The following is a 22,365-nucleotide window of genomic DNA, read 5'->3' as shown; positions in this document are numbered from 1 at the left end:
CTGCTAAACGCTGACGTGAAAAGTGAATACGTGCCACACGCGCAAGTTTTCGAGCAATGCTGGTATCGGTTCCATGTTCATTCGCCATTTGGCGCATGGATACGGTCGGCGAGAAACGGACAAAACTATCTCGACCTAGCCAGAGGATGGCAATAAATTTTTGGATCCCATTTAATAAGCGCAAATGGGGGACACCATTATGACCTTCTCGACCCGGTGAGCGACCGAACATCACTGAAGCAGGTAACATTTCAATATCAAGATGCGGATTGTTACGATGAGCATCAAGATAAGCATGGAATGTTTTCACTGAATCTTTACGCGGATCGGGAGAGTAGTAACGGAATACTCTAGGACCATCGTCAATAAAGACGTAGGCTGGCAGTTTGGTTCCGTTAATTTCTATGGGTTGCAGAGGATCTGGCAAGCCAAGAGATAAACATTGCTGACGTAATGTCAGTAAGTCTGCTTTAGAGTGATAAGGCAGAACATAAAGGAAAGATCGCGACCTATCTAAGCCTAACTCAGTGATAGGATCAGTCGGAACTCGTTTACTTTTTACCAACAATTTCAGTGGTAAATTCAATGTGTTATAATATAGTTTACGCCAAGCTGACATAAATAGTTGTAGCCTCTTATTAGCAATACTTCGAAAGCATAACAGAAAGTCTTTCGTAGATCTGTGGTGCTGTGACAATATTAATAGAGAAAAGTGGCAAAATAATCGTTTGTTTTCGATAGAGTTTATTATGGCTAATCAAAATAAAGGTCTTACCCGAATCATTAAAGCTGGTGGCTATTCATATCAGGGCTTACGCGCCGCTTGGATCAATGAAGCCGCTTTTAGACAAGAAGCTATTGTGACCTTAATAGCAATTATCCTTGCATTTTTTATCGATGTCAGTGTTCTAGAGCGCATTTTATTGATTGGTTCAGTCGTCCTTGTCGTTATTTTAGAACTGGTCAATAGTGCTATAGAAGCTGTCGTCGATCGCATTGGTACAGAACGTCATGAATTATCAGGACGAGCAAAGGATATGGGATCAGCTGCCGTTCTCGTCGCTATTATATTGGGATTATTTACTTGGGGAACCATTCTTTGGCATCATTTTTTTGCATAAAGTAAAAAAAATCGACAATTGTCGAAAAATAATGCAAAGATGCGTGTTTTATATGCATTTGTAGTTCCCAATCGGCATATACCTGTATATACTCACAGTCTGACTGTATAAACAAACAGGGGGCGGAATGAAAGCATTAACTGCAAGGCAGCAGCAGGTTTACGATTTGGTTCGTGATCACATTTCGCAAACGGGTATGCCACCAACACGGGCGGAAATCGCTTCCCAACTTGGTTTTCGCTCACCTAATGCGGCAGAAGAGCATTTAAAAGCACTTGCTCGCAAAGGCGTGATAGAAATTGTCTCTGGTGCATCTAGAGGTATCCGTTTGCTACTTGAAGAAGAGCCTGAAGGCTTACCATTAATTGGACGAGTTGCAGCCGGTGAACCACTTTTAGCGCAAGAGCATATCGAAAGCCATTATCAAGTTGATCCTATGCTTTTTAAACCGAGCGCAGATTTTTTACTGCGTGTTAATGGTATGTCGATGAAAGATATCGGTATTATGGATGGCGATCTACTTGCTGTGCATAAAACACAAGATGTCCATAATGGCCAAGTGATTGTCGCACGTATTGAAGATGAAGTAACCGTAAAACGATTTAAGAAAGTCGGTAGTAAGATAGAACTGCACGCAGAAAATCCAGAGTTTTCACCTATTATCGTTGATTTACGTGAGCAGAGCTTTACTGTGGAAGGATTAGCAGTAGGGGTTATCCGTAACGGCGAATGGCTGTAATTTGTATCTAAGTCATTCAATCAATACAAATTATTGTACCAGATGCGCCGAAACCTCGTCCTCCAGTTCATCAGGGCGGGGAGAACGTCAAAAAGATGCAGATGATGTGTAAAAACATAAAATCATCTGCATTTTCTCTTTTTAATTTATACAAAAAAACATATGTTCCGCTGACTTTTATCTTTTATCTGCTTAACGAGGCTTATAGTCACCGGTTTTTTTCTGCTTAAGATTATCATCCATACTATGATCATGGTGACAACCTTCCGGATGTGTACAGGCTTGGGCTTCATGGCACTGAGCGCACAGCCCATGAATTTCAATCACACTATGGCGTAAATGAAAGCCATTATCTTTAGCGAGTGTGGTGATCGCCCCTTCAATTTTATGGCTACTTTTTTCTGTGACTGATAAGCAACGATCACAAATTAACATCACCGAAGTATGCTCAGCATCATCAAAATGATGACAAAGCACATAGCTATTGGTGGATTCTATTTTGTGAATAAAACCTTGTTCAAGTAGAAATTCCAATCCACGATATACGGTAGGTGGTTTAGCTTGAGGCTCTACTTGGCGTAATAAATCTAATAAATCATAAGCGCTGATTGCGGTAGGTTGTTGCATGATCAGACGCAATACTGCCAGACGTTGTGAAGTCAGGCGAACACCTCGTTTCTGGCAGATCTTTTCTGCCTGAGCGAGCAATTTCTCTTCATTCATAGGATAGGATGCTCTCAGACGTGATTAATTACGATGATCTTACCATTATTTTTTTTGAGCAAACCTTTGTGGAAAGTGGGATTTTGAGAAAATAACGCTATAAATTGTCATTATCAGTAAATCAAATCTAACCATGGTGAAAGGGGCTAATACTCATTCACAAGACTTATCTTAACGCCAATGATGAACGAGTAATAGTCAATGGGAAATAGACAAGGTGTGACAATATGATTGGCAAATGCGGGATAAGCATGAAACAAAGAAAAGCCCGTTAATGATATAACAGGCTTTAGCGTTTGATGTTATATGACTTAGAAGATAAGGTAAGTTCTTAAGTAACCGTCAGAACGGAATATCGTCATCAAAGTCCATTGGTGGTTCATTACTTGGCGCTGGTGCCGCTGCGGGTTGTTGTGCTGGGCGAGATGGTGCGCCACCACTAAACTGTTGTGATGCTTGTGGTTGCTGAGGTTGACCCCAACCGCCTTGGCCTTGTGAAGGTGCATTATCTTGACCACCACGGCCACCTAACATCTGCATTGTGCCACCGATATTCACCACAACTTCAGTGCTGTAGCGATCTTGACCACTTTGATCTTGCCATTTACGTGTTTGTAATTGACCTTCAATATAAACTTGTGAACCTTTACGCAGATACTCGCCAGCAATTTCTGCTAGTTTGCCGAAAATGACCACACGGTGCCATTCGGTTTTCTCTTTCATTTCACCGGTTTGTTTGTCGCGCCAGCTTTCTGAAGTTGCTAGTGTCAGATTTGCCACTGCACCACCACTTGGCATATAACGGATTTCTGGATCCTGCCCTAAATTACCGATAAGAATAACTTTGTTAACGCCTCTGCTCGCCATGTGAGGTACTCCTGCGAAAGTAAATTTTTTGAAATCATAAGCGATGAAGTTTATCACGTAAGCTAAAATTTGAATATGATGAGTAATGAATTTCTCCATTGAGAACAGGATCGACATTTTATTGTCTTAATATGGCAAATTTTCATTATCATTCAGTTTCAATATATATACTGTATATCCATTCAGCTAGTTTTGTGTCATAATTATCCGATTCTTTCTTTTTCGGCGACTCACTTAATCCGGGATATATTCATGGATAAAATCGAAGTACGGGGCGCTCGCACCCATAACCTAAAAAATATCAATTTGGTCATTCCCCGCGATAAACTTATTGTTATTACGGGACTTTCTGGCTCAGGTAAATCCTCTTTAGCCTTTGATACGCTTTATGCGGAAGGCCAACGGCGTTACGTTGAATCGCTTTCAGCTTATGCTCGTCAGTTTCTTTCCTTAATGGAAAAGCCTGATGTTGATCATATTGAAGGGTTATCGCCCGCTATTTCGATTGAGCAGAAATCGACATCACATAACCCACGCTCAACGGTCGGTACCATTACCGAGATCCACGATTACCTACGTCTATTATTTGCACGTGTGGGTGAACCGCGCTGTCCTGATCACGATATCCCTTTAGCGGCTCAAACGGTAAGCCAAATGGTGGATAATGTTTTAGCGCAACCTGAAGGTAAACGCTTAATGTTATTGGCGCCAATCGTAAAAGAGCGCAAAGGTGAGCATGTAAAATTACTCAATAATCTTGCTGCACAAGGCTATATTCGTGCTCGTATCGATGGTGAAGTGTGTGATTTATCAGATCCCCCTACCTTGGAGTTACAGAAAAAGCACACCATTGAAGTGGTCATTGATCGCTTTAAAGTTCGTGACGATCTGGCTCAACGTTTAGCAGAATCTTTTGAAACCGCATTAGAGCTTTCTGGCGGTACTGCTGTTATCTCTGATATGGACGATAGCAGTACTGAAGATATTGTTTTTTCTGCAAACTTTGCCTGTCCTATTTGTGGTTATAGCATGAGTGAACTAGAGCCACGGTTATTCTCTTTTAATAACCCCGCAGGTGCGTGTCCTACTTGTGATGGTTTAGGGGTTCAACAATTTTTCGATCCTGATTTGGTGATCCAGAATCGAGAAATTTCTCTGGCCGGTGGTGCGATTAAAGGGTGGGATCGGCGCAATTTTTACTATTTCCAAATGTTGCGCTCATTAGGCGAGCACTATCATTTTGATGTTGAAGCTCCCTTTGACTCATTACCCGACAAGATCCAGAAAGTGATTTTATCCGGTTCAGGTAAAGAAAATATTGAATTTAAATACACCAATGATCGAGGGGATGTTGTGGTTCGCCATCATCCTTTTGAAGGGGTATTAAATAATATGGAGCGCCGCTATCGTGAAACAGAATCGAGTGCGGTGCGTGAAGAGTTAGCTAAATATATTAGCAATCGTCCTTGCGCCTCTTGTGGTGGTACTCGCTTACGTCGCGAAGCTCGCCATGTGTATGTTGAAAATACCACGTTACCTGAAATTGCGGATTACAGTATTGGTCATGCGATGAGCTTTTTCCAAAATCTAAAACTCAGTGGTCAGCGAGCGAAGATTGCCGAAAAAGTATTAAAAGAGATTGGTGACAGATTAAAATTCTTGGTCAATGTGGGATTAAATTACCTCACTCTTTCTCGTTCAGCGGAGACATTATCAGGCGGCGAAGCGCAGCGTATTCGCCTAGCAAGCCAAATTGGTGCTGGATTAGTTGGGGTAATGTATGTACTTGATGAGCCTTCAATTGGTTTGCATCAACGCGATAACGATCGCCTACTGGAAACGTTGATCCACTTGCGTGATTTAGGTAACACGGTGATCGTCGTTGAGCATGATGAAGACGCTATCCGTGCCGCTGATCATATTATTGATATTGGGCCGGGTGCTGGCGTTCATGGTGGTGAGATAGTCGCTCAGGGTACACTGGAAGATATTGTTAATAATCCCAACTCATTAACCGGTAAATTCTTAAGTGGCGAACGCCGTATTGCTATCCCTGAAAAGCGTGTTCCTGTTGATCGCGAAAAAATGCTCACTATTTTAGGGGCGAAAGGTAATAACCTAAAAAACGTTAATTTAAAAATACCTGTTGGTTTATTTACTTGTATTACTGGTGTATCTGGCTCGGGTAAATCAACCTTAATTAATGATACGTTATTCCCCATTGCCCAACGTCAATTAAATGGCGCCACTAATAGCGTGCCAGCACCTTATTTAGACGTTGAGGGATTAGAGCACTTCGATAAAGTGATTGATATTAACCAAAGTCCTATCGGTCGTACGCCACGTTCCAACCCTGCGACTTATACCGGAGTATTTACCCCGATCCGTGAACTTTTTGCTGGTGTACCAGAATCACGAGCTCGCGGTTATACGCCAGGGCGCTTTAGTTTTAACGTGAAGGGGGGGCGTTGCGAAGCTTGCCAAGGCGATGGTGTATTAAAAGTTGAAATGCACTTTTTACCTGATGTGTATGTGCCTTGTGATCAGTGTAAAGGGCAACGTTATAATCGTGAAACCCTTGAGATTAAATATAAAGGGAAAAATATTCACGAAGCGCTAGATATGACAATCGAAGAAGCAAGAGAGTTTTTTGATGCGGTGCCCGCATTAGCGCGTAAGCTACAAACATTGATTGATGTGGGACTCTCTTATATTCGTTTAGGACAGTCTGCCACTACGTTATCGGGTGGTGAAGCACAACGGGTTAAATTAGCCAAAGAGTTGTCAAAACGGGGTACAGGCCAAACCCTCTATATTTTGGATGAACCGACCACGGGTTTGCACTTTGCCGATATTGAGTTACTTCTTGATGTGCTCCATCAGTTGCGTGATCAGGGTAATACGATTGTGGTGATTGAGCATAACCTCGATGTGATCAAAACCGCTGACTGGATCGTTGATTTAGGGCCTGAAGGAGGCAGTGGTGGTGGTCAGATCTTGATATCCGGTACGCCAGAGCAAGTTGCTGACTTTGAAGGCTCCCACACGGCAAGGTTTTTGAAACCAATTTTAGAGCGCGGTTATTAATAGCACACGGTTTACGCACTTCTTGTCTAAACGCTACAAATTTTGTTTGTAGCGTTTTTCTTTATAAAAAGGAATTTGATATTTTATTAGAGAAATTAATTCTATTAGATAAAACTATTCTTTTTTCGTCAGTCACGCTGATAGCCGCTTTTTATATAATTAACACTCTTTTTATAAAAAAAGAATAAATAGTTAATTCTGCTGTTTTATTACATTATTTTAACTAAATACGAGATAACAAAGCTAAATAGAAAGGATTATCATAGTATATCGTGATGCATAGCACAGTTTATTCATGGATTTGTTTCATTTGTTATACTTGACTATTATTGTATAACAATAGTGATATTGTGTTATGTTTCAATGTGTTATGTAAATTAAAAGGTTGCCGTAGGGGGAAGGTTATTATTTACTGTTCCCTTTGAACAGATAATCCTACTTTTCTCCTTGTGAGAGAATTATTTCCCAAAACGTTTTCAGCTATCACGATTTATAACAACTTTTTTCTCCGCAATATTTCCTATCATTTACCCATAATAAAAATACCTGCAAAAAGTAAGGCTATTAGGTCATCGCAAAGTTAGATAGTTCTTTTTACCCCCAAATTCGTTTTGCTATTAACAATTACAATATAAAAAGTGAGTACTAATATGGAAACGGCTTCCTCAAAAACAGAGACAACAAGCTATCCCGCAACTAGTGCTGGCGCTCGCCGAGCAGGTATGACAGAAGAACAATGGCGTGCAGCAATTAAATTTGACGGCAATGATGTGGGCTGGGTTATCATGAGTATCGGTATGGCTATCGGTGCAGGGATTGTTTTTTTACCTGTACAGGTTGGCTTAATGGGATTGTGGGTTTTCTTACTTTCCTCCGTGATTGGTTACCCCGCAATGTACCTTTTCCAACGCCTATTTATTAATACGTTGGCTGAATCTCCTGAGTGTAAAGACTACCCAAGCGTTATCACCGGTTATCTCGGTAAAAACTGGGGTATTTTATTAGGTGCACTCTATTTTGTGATGTTAGTGATTTGGATGTTTGTCTATTCCACAGCTATCACGAATGACAGTGCTTCTTATCTACAAACTTTTGGTGTGACTGACGGTTTATTATCAGAAAATCCGTTCTATGGTCTGATTTTAATCTGTGCGTTAGTGGCTATTTCTTCTCGTGGTGAACAATTACTGTTTAAGCTATCAAGCTTTATGGTAATGACAAAACTACTGGTTGTTGCGGCATTAGGTCTTTCAATGATTGGTATGTGGCATCTGTATAATGTTGGCGCATTACCACCTGCCGGACGTTTAATTAAAGAAGCCATTATCACACTACCTTTTACATTAACTTCTATTTTGTTTATCCAAACATTAAGCCCAATGGTTATCTCTTATCGTAGTCGTAACCAAAATCGTGAAGTAGCGCGTCATAAAGCATTACGTGCAATGAATATCGCTTTCGGTGTGTTGTTCTGTACGGTGTTTTTCTATGCGATCTCCTTCACATTAGCAATGGGACATGATGAAGCAGTAAAAGCTTATGAGCAAAATATCTCTGCATTAGCGATTGCGGCAAAATTCTTCCCTGGTGGTTGGGTAACCGTAGTGAGTGTGATGCTGAATATTTTCGCAGTAATGACCGCATTCTTTGGTGTCTATCTCGGTTTCCGTGAAGCAACACAAGGGATTGTGATGAATATTCTGCAACGCATGATACCCGTTGAAAAAATCAATGAAAAATGGGTACAAAACGGCATTATGATCTTTGCTGTGCTGTTAGCTTGGGGCGCCATTATTCTCAATGCACCAGTACTGAGCTTTACCTCAATTTGTAGTCCTATCTTTGGTATGGTCGGTTGTCTTATCCCTGCATACCTAGTGTACAAAGTACCGATGTTACATAAATACAAAGGCGCATCACTTTATCTGATTATCTTTACGGGTCTGCTACTTTGTGTTTCTCCGTTCTTGGCATTCTCATAGTCGTCAACTGCGGTTCGAGTTAGCTGTTATTAAAAACGATATTAATCCAAGGTGTTAGATTATGAGCCAGAACAATAATTCTCATTTATGGTCGCAGTTTATTCGTCAATTACGTGAAGGTGTTAAGCCAGCAGTAGGTTGCACTGAGCCGATTTCATTGGCATTAGCTGCGGCAAAAGCAACCGCATTATTAGCTGAGCCTGTTGTTGGTATTGAAGCGTGGGTTTCGCCTAATTTAATGAAAAACGGAATGGGCGTAACAGTACCAGGAACGGGAATGGCGGGATTGCCCATCGCGGCTGCATTAGGGGCGACAGGGGGCAATCCGGATGCTGGCCTTGAAGTATTACTTACAGCATCACCACAAGCTATCGCTCAGGCTAAGACATTGGTTGCTGAAGGAAAAGTGACGGTTGGCGTGAAAACGCCATGTAGTGATGTACTCTACTCCGAAGCAAAAGTATATGGTCAGTCAGGTTATGCCATTGTCAGTATTGCTAAAGAGCATACCCATGTTGTGCGCTGTGAGTGTAATGGCAAAGTTGTTTTTGAGGATGATAAAACGAGTTTGACTCATGCCGGGGATAGCGTAGAAGAAAAGCCTTTTGCGACGGTTTGTGCTGAAGATATTTATCGCTTTGCACTCAATGTACCTATAGATCAAGTCGCCTTTATGCTTGATGCGGCTTATCTAAATGGTGCTTTATCAGAAGAAGGACTAAAAAATAGTTATGGATTGGCGATAGGGCGGACGCTGGTTTCACAGCAAGAGAATGGCTTATTAGGTAAGGATTTACTGAGTGAAATCATGATAAGAACGTCTGCCGCTTCAGATGCACGTATGGGGGGCGCTGTATTACCTGCTATGAGTAACTCAGGCTCCGGTAATCAAGGCATTGCTGCGACATTGCCGGTAATGGTAGTTGCTGAATTTATTCAAGCAGATGACGAAACTTTATTACGGGCATTAGTTTTATCGCACTTAATGGCGATTTATGTTCATAGCCATTTCCCACCTCTGTCTGCATTGTGTGCGGCAACCACTGCATCAATGGGGGCGGCTGCGGGTATGGCATGGCTACTGACTAAAGACTTCACCACTGTAAGTATGTCAATCAACAGTATGATTGGTGATATTAGTGGCATTATCTGTGATGGCGCCTCAAATAGCTGTGCGATGAAAGTATCAAGTAGTGCGGCGAGTGCGTATAAAGCCGTTTTGATGGCGATGCAAAATCAAAGTGTAGCGGGTACTGACGGGATTGTCAGTGATGATGTTGATAGTTCAATTGCGAATCTCTGCGCATTAGCCAGTCGTGCAATGCAACATACAGATATTCAAATTATTGAGATCATGGAAGAAAAAGCACGCCGTAATGCCGGGGAAAAGCAGCAAGCTGTCAATGCATAAAAGGCAAAGACCTAAAAAGACAGTGAAAAATGTTGTAATGCAGTAAAGAAAATACCTGCTTATGAAAATAGGCAGGTATTTTTTTAAGCTAATATCAGCAACGAATGGTTGGTTATATTAATTAACTGACGGCTGCAAAGGCTTGTGCAATGCGCTGCACATTATTGTTATTGACACCCGCCATACAAACACGACCTGTACCAATCAGGTAAATACCAAACTCTTCACGTAATCTATCTACTTGCTCTGGTGAAAAGCCGGTATAACTGAACATACCGCGTTGTGTTAATAAATGATCAAAGTTTTTCTCAGGTAATGCTTCTTTTAAGGCATTAACTAAAGTTACACGCATCTCTTTGATGCGGTCACGCATATGAGCCACTTCTTTTTGCCATTGTGCGGTTAATACATGATCTGATAAAACTTGATTAACCAGTTGTGCGCCATAGTTAGCAGGACTTGAATAGATACGACGTGCGCCCGCTTTTAATTGCCCTAATACATGCTCACACTCTTTCGCGTTATCACATACAATCGATAAGCCACCCGCTCGTTCCCCATAAATCCCGAAGATTTTAGAGAATGAGTTACTGACTAATACAGGTAACCCCGCTTTGGCCATAGCGCGAACCGCATAAGCATCATCATCTAAACTTTCAGCAAATCCCTGATAAGCAATATCAAGGAAAGGGATTGCTTGACGCGCTTTGAGGATCTCAATGACCTGATCCCATTGTACTTTGGTGAGATCGGATCCTGTTGGATTATGGCAACATGGGTGCATCAGTACGATGCTTTTTTCAGGAAGCTTTTTAAAGCAATCTATTAATGCATCGAATTTGACCCCTTTGGTTTCGGGATCAAAATAAGGATAATAATTTACTTTAAAACCGGAGCCCGCAAAAATAGACGCATGATTGTCCCAAGTGGGATCACTGATCCAAACTTCAGAGCTTGGAAAATAGCGATGTAGAAAATCTGCGCCGACTTTTAGCGCTCCGGAGCCACCTAATGTTTGTATGGTAGCAATCTTTTTGTCTGCAATAAGCGGGTTATCAGCACCAAAAAGGAGAGTCTGTACTTCGTGGCGATAAGGGGCGAGTCCTTCCATTGGCAAATACAGTGTTGCGGTAGGTGTCATCGCATTAAGCTGCTGACGCGCCACAGACACAGTGCCTAGAATGGGGGTTTTGCCTTCTTCATCATAATAAAGACCAATACTTAGGTTAATTTTATCTTGACGTGGATCTTTATTATAGACATCCATTAATGAGAGAATCGGATCTCCCGCAAACGCTTCAACCTGTTGAAACACGGCTTTTATTCTCCAATCACTTTTTGTGTGCCAGATAGATACAATATCTTGTGTGCTATTGTTCGTCTAGGTATTCCATAATGACGCGCGAAGTTAATTTGGTAATTAATTCGTACGCGCTAATACCACTATATTTGGCTATTTCTTCTACGGGTAGCACATCTCCCCATAAAATAGCTTCATCACCGACACGATCAATTAGCTCAGATCCCAAATCGACGCTGATCATATCCATGGATACGCGTCCAACAATCGGCACTTTTCGACCGTTGATCCAAACAGGGGTGCCAGAAGGTGCACTACGTGGGTAACCATCACCATAACCGATAGCAATAACACCCAGATAAGTATCTTTTTCACTTACCCATGTGCCACCATAACCAACGGGTTCACCTGCTTTATGTTTACGAACCGCAATAAGGCTCGTTTTTAGTGTCATTGCCGGGGTTAAACCAAAGTCTTTACCTGTTCTGTTATCACCCGTAGGTGAGATACCGTATGTGATGATCCCAGGGCGAACCCATTGATAATGGACTTGTGGCCAAAATAAAATTCCCGCAGAAGCAGCGATAGATTTATCACCCGCTTTATCTTGGATAAAGGCTTGAAATAGCTGAATTTGATTTTGTGTGACTTCAGGAATATCAGGCTCATCCGCGCGACTAAAATGACTGACCAAATTGACGGGTTGTTGGACATTTTTACAAGCACAAAGTCGTTGATAAAAAGCCTCAGCTTCTTCAGGACGGACGCCTAAACGATGCATTCCAGTATCGAGCTTCATCCAGACTTTTACGGGTTCTTCTAAATCGGCATTTTCTAACGCTTCGAGTTGCTCTTCACTATGAACAACAGTCTCAATATGGTTAACCACCAAAATGGGTAAATCAACAGCATCAAAGAAGCCTTCAAGTAGTAGGATGGGTTTCACAATCCCCCCACTACGTAATGTTAAGGCTTCACCGATACGTGCTACGCCAAAACAATCAGCATCATCCATTAAAGTATATGCTGTTTCTAATAACCCATGACCATAAGCGTTTGCTTTCACGACAGCTATCAGGTGGCTATGTGGTGCATAGTCTCTTACATGCTGAAAATTGTGACGCAGAGCGCGGCGATCTATTACTGCGGTTGCCGCTTTCATGTTATTTCTCTATTTCCTTTTATTCCGTCAAGGTGGATGGTTATTCGTCGTCGTAAGCAGGGCCTGCGTAGTTATCAAAGCGAGACCATTGACCATTAAAGGTTAGTCTTACCGTACCGATAGGGCCATTACGCTGTTTACCAATGATAATTTCTGCCACCCCTTTTAGGTCGCTATTTTCGTGATAAACTTCGTCACGATAGATAAACATAATCAAGTCGGCATCTTGCTCAATAGAGCCCGATTCACGTAAGTCAGAGTTAACTGGGCGCTTATCAGCACGTTGTTCCAAACTACGGTTTAACTGTGACAGAGCGACAACAGGAACCTGTAATTCTTTAGCTAATGCTTTCAAAGAGCGTGAAATTTCAGCAATTTCTAAAGTTCGGTTCTCAGATAATGAAGGTACTCTCATTAACTGCAAGTAGTCAATCATGATTAGGCTTAAACCGCCATGTTCACGATAAATTCTTCGGGCACGAGAGCGCACCTCGGTGGGGGTTAAACCAGAGGAATCATCAATATACATATTACGTTTTTCAAGCAAAATACCCATGGTACTTGAAATACGCGCCCAATCTTCATCGTCAAGTTGCCCAGTACGAATACGGGTTTGATCCACGCGAGACAATGAAGCGAGCATACGCATCATGATTTGGTTACCTGGCATCTCTAAGCTAAAGATAAGTACAGGTTTTTCTTCCGTCATTGCCGCATTTTCGCATAAGTTCATCGCGAAGGTAGTTTTACCCATAGAAGGACGTGCTGCGACAATAATTAAATCTGATTTTTGCAGTCCGGCGGTTTTTTTATCCAGATCTTGATAGCCACTGGATACCCCCGTCACACCATCATGAGGTTTTTGGTAGAGTTGCTCTATTTTTTCAACGGTTTCTTCTAAAATGGCATCAATTGCTTTTGGCCCTTCATCTTTATTGGCGCGGGTTTCGGCAATTTGAAAGACGCGAGATTCAGCAAAATCGAGCAGATCTTCGCTGGTGCGTCCTTGGGGATCAAATCCAGCATCAGCAATTTCATTGGCGACTTTGATCATATCGCGAACGACAGCACGCTCACGTACAATGTCGGCATAAGCGTTAATATTGGCTGCACTTGGCGTATTTTTGGATAGTTCTGCTAAATAAGCAAAGCCTCCAACGCTTTCTAATTCTGCGTTTTGTTCTAGTGCTTCTGATAAGGTTATCAGATCAATAGGTTTACCCAGCTCAAGTAAACGCTGCATTTGCGCAAAAATAGTGCGATGAGGTCGGCTATAAAAATCATCGGCAGTGACACGCTCGGAGACATTATCCCAACGCTCGTTATCTATCATTAGACCGCCTAACACCGATTGTTCGGCTTCTAGCGAATGGGGGGGAAGCTTCAACCCTTCCATTTGGCGATCTTTTATCTCAGACATTAGCTTGTCAGTGGTCTTGTTTCTGGCCATAAATCCTGCACAAAGTCGAAAAAATATCAATCAGCGCATTAGTATACGCTAACCCAATAATCTGTGCCTTGTAGAAATAACGATCATTTGTCATTATCTCTACAGGTCGTTACAACGCTGGTTTATATAATCCTAGGTCAATCATCAATCTTATAAAGGAGATTACGATGGCTAAACGCATTCAGTTTGCAGCTCATGGTAATGCCGATGTACTCGAGCTAACTTCATTTACCCCCGCCCCTCTAGGCGATAACGAAGTACAGGTTGCCAATAAAGCCATTGGCATTAATTATATTGATACTTATGTGCGTAGCGGATTATATCCAGTAGAGCATTTCCCAAGTGGCTTAGGAACTGAAGCTGCCGGTGTTGTGATTAAAACAGGCGCTCATGTTACTTCACTTAAAGAAGGGGATAGAGTTGTATATGCACAATCTCCATTAGGCGCCTACAGCGATACGCATAATGTACCAGAAAATAAAGTAGCTCGCCTGCCTGATAATATCTCTTTTGAACAAGCCGCCGCCTCTTTTTTGAAAGGATTAACGGTTTATTATCTATTCAATGAAACATACAAATTACGTGCAGGGGAAACCTTTTTATTCCATGCAGCGGCGGGTGGTGTCGGGCTAATTGCCAGCCAATGGGCGAAAGCGATTGGCGCTAAAATGATTGGTACTGCAGGCAGTGATGAGAAAGTGGCTAAAGCTAAGGCCGCAGGTGCATGGAAAGTGATTAACTATCAAACTGAATCTATTGTTGAACGTGTCCTTGCGCTCACCAATAACCAAAAAGTACCCGTTGTGTATGATTCTGTTGGCAAAGCAACTTGGTTGGATTCGTTGCACTGTTTGCAACGCCGAGGCTTAATGGTCAGTTTTGGTAACGCTTCTGGTGCGGTAACAGGGGTTGATTTAGGTATTCTTAATAAATTGGGTTCACTTTATGTTACTCGTCCTTCTATTTCCGGCTACATTACGACGCGCGAAGAGTTAGATGCAGCAAGTGAAGCACTATTTACGTTAATTGGTCGTGGTAAAATTGATGTCAGTGTGCCAGATAATCAGAAATTTGCATTAGCTGATGCTAAAGCCGCACACCGTTATCTTGAAAGTCGTCAATCTCAAGGTTCAAGTCTATTGATCCCATAGTTTTTAAAGTTTACAAGTATAAAAAATCCATCTTTATTAACTGATTAACTAAATAGTTGATTAAGCAATTTGAGTAAGATGGATTTTTATCACGGGTTAAAAAGGACTATTTTTCGGTCACAAACTTGAGCGCATTCTCTAGCACGGTTAAATCAGCACCTTGTTTGTGGGCATTTTCACTTAAATGACGACGCCATTGTCTTGCCCCGGGAATACCTTGGAAAATTCCCAACATATGGCGGGTGATATGACCTAAATAAGTGCCTTGTGAGAGCTCTTTTTCAATATAAGGATACATGGCTTTTACGGCAGCGACGGCATTAGTAACAGGTAACTGATTATCAAAAAGCACGTGATCCACATGAGCCAATATTGATGGATTTTGATAAGCTTCGCGACCTACCATAACACCATCCATATATTTTAAGTGCTCCTGTGCCTCTTCTAGTGACTTAATTCCCCCATTAATTGCCATAGTGAGATGCGAGAAATCACGTTTTAATTGATAAACACGAGGATAATCTAAAGGAGGCACTTCGCGGTTTTCTTTGGGGCTTAATCCCGATAACCAAGCTTTGCGAGCATGAATAATAAAGGTATCGCAGTTATTATCACGGCTGACGGTATCAATAAAATCACATAGAAATTGATAGCTATCTTGGTTGTCGATGCCAATACGTGTTTTTACCGTCACAGGAATATCGACCACATCACGCATAGCTTTCACGCAATCTGCAACGAGTTGTGCTTCACCCATTAAACAAGCACCAAAGCGTCCATTTTGTACCCGATCAGAAGGGCAACCTACATTTAAATTAATTTCATCATAGCCACGCTCTTGTGCCAATTTTGCACATTGCGCTAACGCTTGTGGATCACTGCCGCCAAGCTGTAATGAGATCGGGTGCTCTTCGTTGCTATATTTTAAATAATCACCTTTGCCATGAATAATGGCACCTGTTGTGACCATTTCAGTATACAGCAAAGTATTTTTGGTAAGCTGGCGAAAGAAATAACGGCAATGGCGATCAGTCCAATCGAGCATAGGTGCAACAGAGAAGCGATTAAGTGGGTAATTCCCTTGAGTGCCCTGTGTTTGCTTGTTTTCTAGTGTTTTATCGGTTGGTGTATTTTCGTGCATTATAACCCATTTTAGTGTGTTTTCTCTTTATCAGGACACCAATGAGGACACCAGATTTTGGTGTTTTACTGAGAGTAAGAGAGGATTTATATCGAGATGGCTTACTATAGCATAACAAAATGTGATAGAGCAGGTGGTGTGATCTTTCCCTAAAACGAGGCCGATATAATTAGATTTTATGTACGAAGCTTAATTATTGATGAACTAATCTAGGTTTAATTATTAGATCGAAAAGGGCTCCTATAAGGAGCCCTTCGAAAATATCTCGCTAACGGGGTCTAAGACCAACCAGCTTCACACTGTACCGCGCTTTCAATCTAGTGACGTTTCCGTCGATGATTAGATTCTAGTCAATTCCCGATTGATGTCAAGTAGCTTGTTCTTCATCGGATGTATAGATATACTTTTTTATCATCAGAGTGGAATATCAATATGCCTGTAAAATCAATAATTAAGACGCTATCTAACTCTCGACTCTCTACTTACAAACAACCACACTTATGCGATGTAAGCGATGAACAAAGCTTAGGGTTATATGTGTGGAATAAACAGTTATCAGGTCTCTTTTATCCAGTACTTCAAGTATTAGAAGTCTCTTTGCGTAATGCTATCAATAATGCTTACATCGAATACCATGAGCAGCTAGTCGAAGCAAATTATCAACCACAAGATTGGGCTAAAGAGAAAGCCAAAATAGACCAGTTTTGGTTTAGTAATTCTTATACAAATCAAAATAATAGTAAGGGGTTTCAACAGATAGTTAAAGCTAAGAAGGATTTAGTTAGAGAGGGTAAAGCTATTACTCCTGATAATCTAATTGCGAAACTAACATTTGGTTTTTGGGTTCACTTAACAGACAAGAATCATCGTTCAAGCCAATCCCTTGCTAATCCTCCTATTATCGAGCTTTGGCCAAAGCTTAATAATTTTGTTTTTCCATATGCTAAGGACTTAAATGGTACCTCTTTGAGTATTAACCATATTAGCTCAAATTTATTTGAAATAAATAGACTTAGAAATCGTATTGCGCACCATGAACCTATCTGGAAAGCAACAGATTTGTTTGATTCTGATGACAGCATAAATATGGTTATTTCACATTACGAACGATGCTTAAAAGTCATTCATTGGATTAACCCTAACAATTTAAAGTTATTATCTGTCATAGACAACGACAAATTGATGGGAATAGCTTGCACTCAACATACGCTATGGCGAAGTAAAATGTTAGCATCGGGACTTTATTCTGTTCCAGATATCATTAAATGGAAAGAAAGACATGAAATCAACACCAGACGCAAAGGTGAAGTCGTTAGTGTGACAGCAAATTATGCGATTATACGCTGTAAAAAGTCACATCAGATATTTTACACCAACCAATCAATGCAGAAGAGACGCAAAGCTTGGCCTTTAACGGTTGGTATTGATGTTACTTTCATTCCAAAACCAGCCTCAGCTCAAGGCAACCATCCCAATGCGACTCAAGTAAAACAATGAAAAAGATTTATATTGTGCACTCACTGGTCTGGATCTTTGATCCCATTCAAATGGAAGTGCATGCTGTCTAAGAAAAACTAAATTATTTAATGAGTATAAATACACAGTATATTATCTTAATAATTAAATTTATCTCAATGCTATTAAAAATGAAAATAGCCAATGCTCAAAAATCTACGTTATAAAACAAAAGTAAAAATAAAAAATAGAAAAGGAGCATTGGTTATGAATATTGAAAGGAAAATACTAGTCAAACTAAAAAATATACATTCACTTGATCAAAATAAAAAACTATTACGCTCTGGTTACCATAATCAATATAATACATTTTTATCTAATATTTCTTTTGTTCCAGTATTATCATCATCACAATTACCACCTAAAAATCATCTTTCTCTTACATCAAATCATTTAAATGATTACTATTATTTAAATTTACCTAATGATAACACATATACATTAGATGAAATTATTAAAATATTAAAACAACATCCTGATATAGAATATGTGCAAAAAATTCCAAAATTACCTGTACAGCCACCTAATATTACGCCGGATTTAACTCGCCATCAGCATTATTTAAAAACCCCAAAAATAAAATCAAATGAAATAACTGGGTTAGGTATTATAGACGCTTGGAATAAAAATGCTTATGGACAAGGTATACAGGTGGCCGATATTGAGTGGGATTTTGATTTATCACATCCCGATTTGTTAGCTAATAATATCACGCCACTTTTTCCTTTAACTGAAAAAACCGATCAAGCCGACCATGGTACGGCAGTGGCGGGGTTAATTATGGGGAAAAAAGACGGTAAAGGTATTACTGGGCTTGCTTATAAATTAGATATGTTTTATGCCATATCAGAATTAAGCAGTGGTCGTATTGAAGCAATTATTGCCAGTAAACAGAAATTACACGCGGGTGATATTGTTTTATATGAGATGCAGACAGTTTGTGAACATCATGCTTATGTTCCTGCTGATTATGAAATGCATATCTGGGAGGCAACTCGTACATTAACAGAAGCGGGGATTATTGTGATCATGGCTGCCGGCAATGGGGGGGTTGATCTCGATTTACCTTTTTATGATAGCTATCGTCAACGTAGCGATAACCACTCTATACGTGTCGGTGCGGGCTCGCCTTATACGCTAAATCGTTTACCTTTCTCAACGCATGGCTCCCCCATTCATGTGCAAGCATGGGGAGAAGATGTGACCACTGCCGGATATGGTGATCTTTTTCATGGTGACGGGAATAACAAATATACGGCTAATTTTAGTGGAACATCATCAGCCTGTGCATTAGTCGCGGGGGCGGCTGCGGTTATTCAATCTTGGTATAAAGATAAAACCAACACGGTATTAACGCCAATAGAGATGCGAGAGCTACTGATTAAAACAGGAACTTATCCATCATTAAATGAAAAGATAGGCCCTTTGCCTAATGTAAATAATGCCATCTTACATTTAAAAAATTTAATCCAATATAATTAATAGAAAGGATACCTTCTATGGCTTAAGACTATGGAAGGTATTTTTAGTATTTATCTTGCTGAAAATAATCTTTTTTAAGTCTGTTTTAGACTTGAAAATACCGCGATAGAATGATTTGTGATAAAAAATTTATTTAATCATAAATTAAAATAATTTATTAGTATTTATACTTATTATTAATTATTTGATTATATTCTATTTTTTGTTTTTTATAACAAAGTCGAAAGTTATGATGAAAAGCTTAAAAATGAATAGTTTTTCATAAGAAATGTACCTTTTTGCTTTCAATTTTACCTCACTACGTTTATCATTTGCCCCTTGTACTATACATACGGCGTTGCTGGTTTTGGGCTTCTGTGGAGCATACTGCTCCGGCAGCTCACACAGTCTTTTCCGGCGGCGGTTCTATCTGCATTATTCTTCGGGATAGAGTATTACCTTAAATGACTGAGAAAACATCTCTGACACCACTAGTCGAATTAAAATCCTTAAGTAAAGGTTTCGACGGAAAACAAATCATTTCCCGCCTCGATCTGACTATCAACCATGGCGAGTTTTTAACCATACTCGGCCCTTCAGGCTGTGGTAAGACGACGGTATTACGTTTAATTGCGGGCTTAGAAGACGCGGATGATGGACAAATTATCCTAGATGGACAGGATATTACCCATATTCCAGCAGAACAGCGTTTTGTAAATACCGTTTTCCAAAGTTATGCCCTGTTTCCCCATATGACCGTATTTGAAAATGTGGCTTTTGGTCTACGTATGCAGAAAACACCTGCTGCAGAGATCAATAGTCGCGTTATGGAAGCGTTACGTATGGTGCAACTGGAGGACTTTGCCCAACGTCGTCCTGCTCACCTTTCTGGTGGTCAACAGCAACGGGTTGCGATTGCACGGGCGGTGGTCAATAAGCCGAAGGTATTGTTGTTAGACGAATCATTGTCTGCTCTGGATTACAAATTACGTAAGCAGATGCAAAATGAGCTAAAAGCCTTACAACGAAAACTGGGGATCACCTTTATTTTCGTCACCCACGATCAGGAAGAAGCACTGACTATGTCAGATAGGATCGTGGTAATGAAAGAAGGGCGTATTGAGCAAGATGGCACGCCTCGAGAAATCTATGAAGAGCCAACTAACTTATTCGTTGCGCAATTTATAGGTGAAATCAATATCTTTGATGCACGTGTCCTACATCGTATTGATGAGACACGTATTAGAGCGGATGTTGAAGGGCACGAATGCGATATTTACACGCAATTACCTGTTACTCAAAATCAGCAGCTGAAAGTGTTACTCAGACCAGAAGATCTGCGCGTTGAAGAGATACACGATCTTGAAAACCTTCCGGGACTTATCGGTTATGTTCGTGAACGTAACTATAAAGGCATGACGCTAGATTCTGTTGTTGAAATGGAAAATGGCAAGATGGTGATGGTGAGTGAATTCTTTAATGAAGATGATCCGGATGTTGATCACTCGTTAGACCAAAAGATAGCGGTAACTTGGGTTGAGAGCTGGGAGGTCGTGCTGGCTGATGAAGAAAACACGTAAACTATTTCAAAACATCGTTATTACTGGTGTTGTGGGTTGGTTAATGGTGTTCGTCTTCTTACCGAATATCATGATCATCGCCACCAGTTTTTTAACCCGTGATGATGCGAATTTAGTCGAGATGGTTTTTACACTCGATAACTATTATCGCTTATTTGATCCAATGTATGCAGAAGTATTACTGCACTCTATTAATATGGCATTGGTAGCGACCTTAGCTTGTTTAATATTAGGTTATCCTTTTGCTTTTTTTCTGGCAAAAATGCCTAAGAAAATACAACCATTACTGCTGTTTTTATTAATAGTTCCCTTTTGGACTAACTCACTTATTCGTACTTATGGGTTAAAGATTTTTCTTAGTACGAAAGGCTATTTTAATGAGTTTCTATTGTGGATAGGGCTTATCGATAAACCGCTAAGGATTATCTATACCCCAGAGGCGGTAGTATTAGGGTTGGTTTATATTTTATTACCTTTTATGGTTCTGCCACTCTATTCCAGCATTGAAAAACTGGATAAACCCTGTTTGGAAGCAGCTCGAGATCTCGGTGCGAATAAATTACAGACCTTTATTCGTATTATTATCCCATTAACTATGCCGGGGATCATCGCAGGTTGTTTATTGGTAATGTTACCTGCCATGGGCTTATTCTTTGTGGCGGACTTAATGGGGGGCGCGAAAAACCTACTTATTGGTAACGTAATAAAGAGCCAATTCTTAAATATTCGCGACTGGCCATTTGGGGCAGCTACCAGTATCTGTTTAACACTGGTGATGGGGTTAATGCTATTTGTGTATTACCGAGCCGTAAAACTACTGCATAAGAAGGTAGAAATAGAATGATAGGACGGTTATTGCGGGGTGGATTTATGTCCATCATTTACGCGTATCTTTATATCCCGATTATCATTCTGATAGTTAACTCTTTTAACTCATCACGTTTCGGGATCAACTGGAAAGGCTTTACCACTGACTGGTATACCATTTTATTAAATAATGACAGCCTGCTACAAGCTGCAGGGCATTCATTAACGATGGCAGTCACCTCAGCAACCTTTGCGACGTTGATTGGTTCATTGGCTGCGGTGGCGCTTTATCGTTATCGTTTTCGTGGTAAAAAGTTTGTTGGTGGTATGCTGTTTGTGGTGATGATGTCGCCAGATATTGTGATGGCGATTTCATTATTGGTTTTATTTATGCTATTAGGCATTTCCTTAGGGTTTTGGTCATTACTGGTGTCGCATATTACCTTTTGTCTGCCTTTTGTGGTGGTCACGGTCTATTCGCGACTCAGTGGTTTTGATGTCAAAATGCTTGAAGCCGCTAAGGATCTAGGGGCGGGTGAATTTACTATTTTACGTAAAATCATTATGCCATTAGCGATGCCGGCAGTAGCCTCGGGTTGGCTATTAAGCTTTACGTTATCGATGGATGACGTGGTTGTCTCTTCTTTTGTGACTGGACCAAGCTATGAAATTTTACCATTAAAAATTTACTCAATGGTAAAAGTAGGTGTTTCACCGGAAGTGAATGCACTGGCAACCATCCTTTTAGGGCTATCATTAGTATTAGTATTAATTAGTCAGTTGATCTTACGAGATAGAACTGGCAAAGCGTAATTTAAAAGTATTAGTGCGAGTTTCTCGCACTTTTTACGGTCTTGATGACCAAATC

At 40.6% G+C, this 22,365-nt stretch carries 17 protein-coding genes and 1 pseudogene; 11 read left to right on the top strand and 7 right to left on the bottom strand.

What is annotated here, in order from left to right; all coding sequences use genetic code 11:
- A pseudogene (locus HMPREF0693_RS19570) lies at positions 1 to 619 on the bottom strand (glycerol-3-phosphate 1-O-acyltransferase PlsB); the annotation flags it as partial.
- A gap of 130 nt (positions 620 to 749) precedes the next feature.
- Between HMPREF0693_RS19570 and HMPREF0693_RS13060 the strand changes: the two are divergent.
- Complete coding sequence (locus HMPREF0693_RS13060) at positions 750 to 1,121, top strand: diacylglycerol kinase (RefSeq protein WP_004245908.1); 372 nt, start codon at positions 750 to 752, stop codon at positions 1,119 to 1,121.
- 127 nt (positions 1,122 to 1,248) lie between these two features.
- Positions 1,249 to 1,860 carry a transcriptional repressor LexA gene (gene lexA / locus HMPREF0693_RS13055; protein WP_004245906.1) on the top strand — a complete coding sequence of 204 codons (612 nt, stop codon included), beginning with the start codon at positions 1,249 to 1,251 and terminating at the stop codon, positions 1,858 to 1,860.
- A 192-nt stretch (positions 1,861 to 2,052) separates the two neighbouring features.
- Here lexA and zur read toward each other — a convergent pair whose 3' ends face one another.
- Together zur and ssb1 are read right to left on the bottom strand one after the other, a co-directional pair.
- On the bottom strand, positions 2,053 to 2,583 hold the full coding sequence (zur, locus tag HMPREF0693_RS13050) for a zinc uptake transcriptional repressor Zur (RefSeq protein WP_004245904.1): 531 nt from the start codon (positions 2,581 to 2,583) through the stop codon (positions 2,053 to 2,055).
- Between the two features lie 342 nt (positions 2,584 to 2,925).
- Entirely contained in the window at positions 2,926 to 3,450 is a 525-nt protein-coding gene (gene ssb1 / locus HMPREF0693_RS13045) for a single-stranded DNA-binding protein SSB1 (protein ID WP_004249162.1), read from the bottom strand.
- Between the two features lie 252 nt (positions 3,451 to 3,702).
- Between ssb1 and uvrA the strand changes: the two genes are divergently transcribed.
- From uvrA to HMPREF0693_RS13030, 3 genes are all read left to right on the top strand, one after another.
- Positions 3,703 to 6,537: an excinuclease ABC subunit UvrA gene (gene uvrA, locus HMPREF0693_RS13040; RefSeq protein ID WP_004245902.1), complete on the top strand. Its 2,835-nt coding sequence runs from the start codon at positions 3,703 to 3,705 to the stop codon at positions 6,535 to 6,537.
- 650 nt (positions 6,538 to 7,187) lie between these two features.
- A complete protein-coding gene (locus HMPREF0693_RS13035) occupies positions 7,188 to 8,519 on the top strand; it encodes an SLC5/6 family protein (protein WP_004245901.1) in 1,332 nt (443 codons plus the stop codon).
- A 61-nt stretch (positions 8,520 to 8,580) separates the two neighbouring features.
- Positions 8,581 to 9,930 carry an L-cysteine desulfidase family protein gene (locus tag HMPREF0693_RS13030; protein ID WP_004245900.1) on the top strand — a complete coding sequence of 450 codons (1,350 nt, stop codon included), beginning with the start codon at positions 8,581 to 8,583 and terminating at the stop codon, positions 9,928 to 9,930.
- A 121-nt stretch (positions 9,931 to 10,051) separates the two neighbouring features.
- On the opposite strand, the gene HMPREF0693_RS13025 is transcribed toward HMPREF0693_RS13030, so the two are convergent.
- Genes HMPREF0693_RS13025 through dnaB form a run of 3 tightly spaced genes read right to left on the bottom strand, consistent with a single transcriptional unit; the run spans position 10,052 to position 13,842 of the window.
- Positions 10,052 to 11,245, bottom strand: coding sequence for an amino acid aminotransferase (locus HMPREF0693_RS13025; protein ID WP_004245899.1), 1,194 nt, complete (start codon positions 11,243 to 11,245; stop codon positions 10,052 to 10,054).
- Between the two features lie 55 nt (positions 11,246 to 11,300).
- The gene (alr, locus tag HMPREF0693_RS13020; protein ID WP_004245898.1) at positions 11,301 to 12,392 is read right to left on the bottom strand and encodes an alanine racemase; all 1,092 of its coding nucleotides are present in this window, start codon (positions 12,390 to 12,392) and stop codon (positions 11,301 to 11,303) included.
- Between the two features lie 40 nt (positions 12,393 to 12,432).
- Positions 12,433 to 13,842: a replicative DNA helicase gene (dnaB, locus tag HMPREF0693_RS13015; RefSeq protein WP_004245896.1), complete on the bottom strand. Its 1,410-nt coding sequence runs from the start codon at positions 13,840 to 13,842 to the stop codon at positions 12,433 to 12,435.
- Between the two features lie 167 nt (positions 13,843 to 14,009).
- Between dnaB and HMPREF0693_RS13010 the strand changes: the two genes are divergently transcribed.
- Positions 14,010 to 14,993, top strand: a complete 984-nt coding sequence (locus HMPREF0693_RS13010; protein ID WP_004245895.1) for an NADPH:quinone reductase — start codon at positions 14,010 to 14,012, stop codon at positions 14,991 to 14,993.
- 106 nt (positions 14,994 to 15,099) lie between these two features.
- On the opposite strand, the gene dusA is transcribed toward HMPREF0693_RS13010, so the two are convergent.
- Positions 15,100 to 16,134, bottom strand: a complete 1,035-nt coding sequence (gene dusA / locus HMPREF0693_RS13005) for a tRNA dihydrouridine(20/20a) synthase DusA (protein WP_004245894.1) — start codon at positions 16,132 to 16,134, stop codon at positions 15,100 to 15,102.
- A 432-nt stretch (positions 16,135 to 16,566) separates the two neighbouring features.
- On the opposite strand from dusA, the gene HMPREF0693_RS13000 reads away from it, so the two are divergent.
- From HMPREF0693_RS13000 to potC, 5 genes are all read left to right on the top strand, one after another.
- Positions 16,567 to 17,631: an Abi family protein gene (locus HMPREF0693_RS13000; protein WP_004245893.1), complete on the top strand. Its 1,065-nt coding sequence runs from the start codon at positions 16,567 to 16,569 to the stop codon at positions 17,629 to 17,631.
- A 225-nt stretch (positions 17,632 to 17,856) separates the two neighbouring features.
- A complete protein-coding gene (locus HMPREF0693_RS12995; protein ID WP_004249170.1) occupies positions 17,857 to 19,131 on the top strand; it encodes a S8 family peptidase in 1,275 nt (424 codons plus the stop codon).
- Positions 19,132 to 19,574: 443 nt separating this feature from the next.
- Complete coding sequence (gene potA / locus HMPREF0693_RS12990; RefSeq protein WP_004245891.1) at positions 19,575 to 20,690, top strand: spermidine/putrescine ABC transporter ATP-binding protein PotA; 1,116 nt, start codon at positions 19,575 to 19,577, stop codon at positions 20,688 to 20,690.
- Positions 20,674 to 21,534, top strand: a complete 861-nt coding sequence (gene potB / locus HMPREF0693_RS12985; protein WP_004245889.1) for a spermidine/putrescine ABC transporter permease PotB — start codon at positions 20,674 to 20,676, stop codon at positions 21,532 to 21,534. The genes potA and potB overlap by 17 nt, the downstream gene beginning before the upstream one ends.
- Positions 21,531 to 22,310 (top strand): spermidine/putrescine ABC transporter permease PotC, encoded by a 780-nt coding sequence (potC, locus tag HMPREF0693_RS12980; protein ID WP_004245888.1) that lies wholly within the window; start codon positions 21,531 to 21,533, stop codon positions 22,308 to 22,310. Before potB ends, potC begins: the two co-directional genes overlap by 4 nt.
- The last annotated feature ends 55 nt before the right edge of the window (positions 22,311 to 22,365 follow it).

The sequence above is a fragment of the Proteus mirabilis ATCC 29906 genome (assembly GCF_000160755.1).
GTDB lineage: Bacteria > Pseudomonadota > Gammaproteobacteria > Enterobacterales > Enterobacteriaceae > Proteus > Proteus mirabilis.
Note: the sequence above shows the minus strand (reverse complement) of the source record. Positions and strands in the feature narration are given on the sequence as shown.

Bases quoted from the DNA above. Each gene is read 5' to 3' on its own strand.
- alr (WP_004245898.1), bottom strand. From the start codon at position 12,392: ATGAAAGCGGCAACCGCAGTAATAGATCGCCGCGCTCTGCGTCACAAT.
- dnaB (WP_004245896.1), bottom strand. From the start codon at position 13,842: ATGGCCAGAAACAAGACCACTGACAAGCTAATGTCTGAGATAAAAGAT.
- lexA (WP_004245906.1), top strand. From the start codon at position 1,249: ATGAAAGCATTAACTGCAAGGCAGCAGCAGGTTTACGATTTGGTTCGT.
- uvrA (WP_004245902.1), top strand. From the start codon at position 3,703: ATGGATAAAATCGAAGTACGGGGCGCTCGCACCCATAACCTAAAAAAT.
- HMPREF0693_RS13060 (WP_004245908.1), top strand. From the start codon at position 750: ATGGCTAATCAAAATAAAGGTCTTACCCGAATCATTAAAGCTGGTGGC.
- potB (WP_004245889.1), top strand. From the start codon at position 20,674: ATGAAGAAAACACGTAAACTATTTCAAAACATCGTTATTACTGGTGTT.
- HMPREF0693_RS13000 (WP_004245893.1), top strand. From the start codon at position 16,567: ATGCCTGTAAAATCAATAATTAAGACGCTATCTAACTCTCGACTCTCT.
- potA (WP_004245891.1), top strand. From the start codon at position 19,575: ATGACTGAGAAAACATCTCTGACACCACTAGTCGAATTAAAATCCTTA.
- potC (WP_004245888.1), top strand. From the start codon at position 21,531: ATGATAGGACGGTTATTGCGGGGTGGATTTATGTCCATCATTTACGCG.
- HMPREF0693_RS12995 (WP_004249170.1), top strand. From the start codon at position 17,857: ATGAATATTGAAAGGAAAATACTAGTCAAACTAAAAAATATACATTCA.
- zur (WP_004245904.1), bottom strand. From the start codon at position 2,583: ATGAATGAAGAGAAATTGCTCGCTCAGGCAGAAAAGATCTGCCAGAAA.
- ssb1 (WP_004249162.1), bottom strand. From the start codon at position 3,450: ATGGCGAGCAGAGGCGTTAACAAAGTTATTCTTATCGGTAATTTAGGG.
- HMPREF0693_RS13010 (WP_004245895.1), top strand. From the start codon at position 14,010: ATGGCTAAACGCATTCAGTTTGCAGCTCATGGTAATGCCGATGTACTC.
- HMPREF0693_RS13035 (WP_004245901.1), top strand. From the start codon at position 7,188: ATGGAAACGGCTTCCTCAAAAACAGAGACAACAAGCTATCCCGCAACT.
- dusA (WP_004245894.1), bottom strand. From the start codon at position 16,134: ATGCACGAAAATACACCAACCGATAAAACACTAGAAAACAAGCAAACA.
- HMPREF0693_RS13030 (WP_004245900.1), top strand. From the start codon at position 8,581: ATGAGCCAGAACAATAATTCTCATTTATGGTCGCAGTTTATTCGTCAA.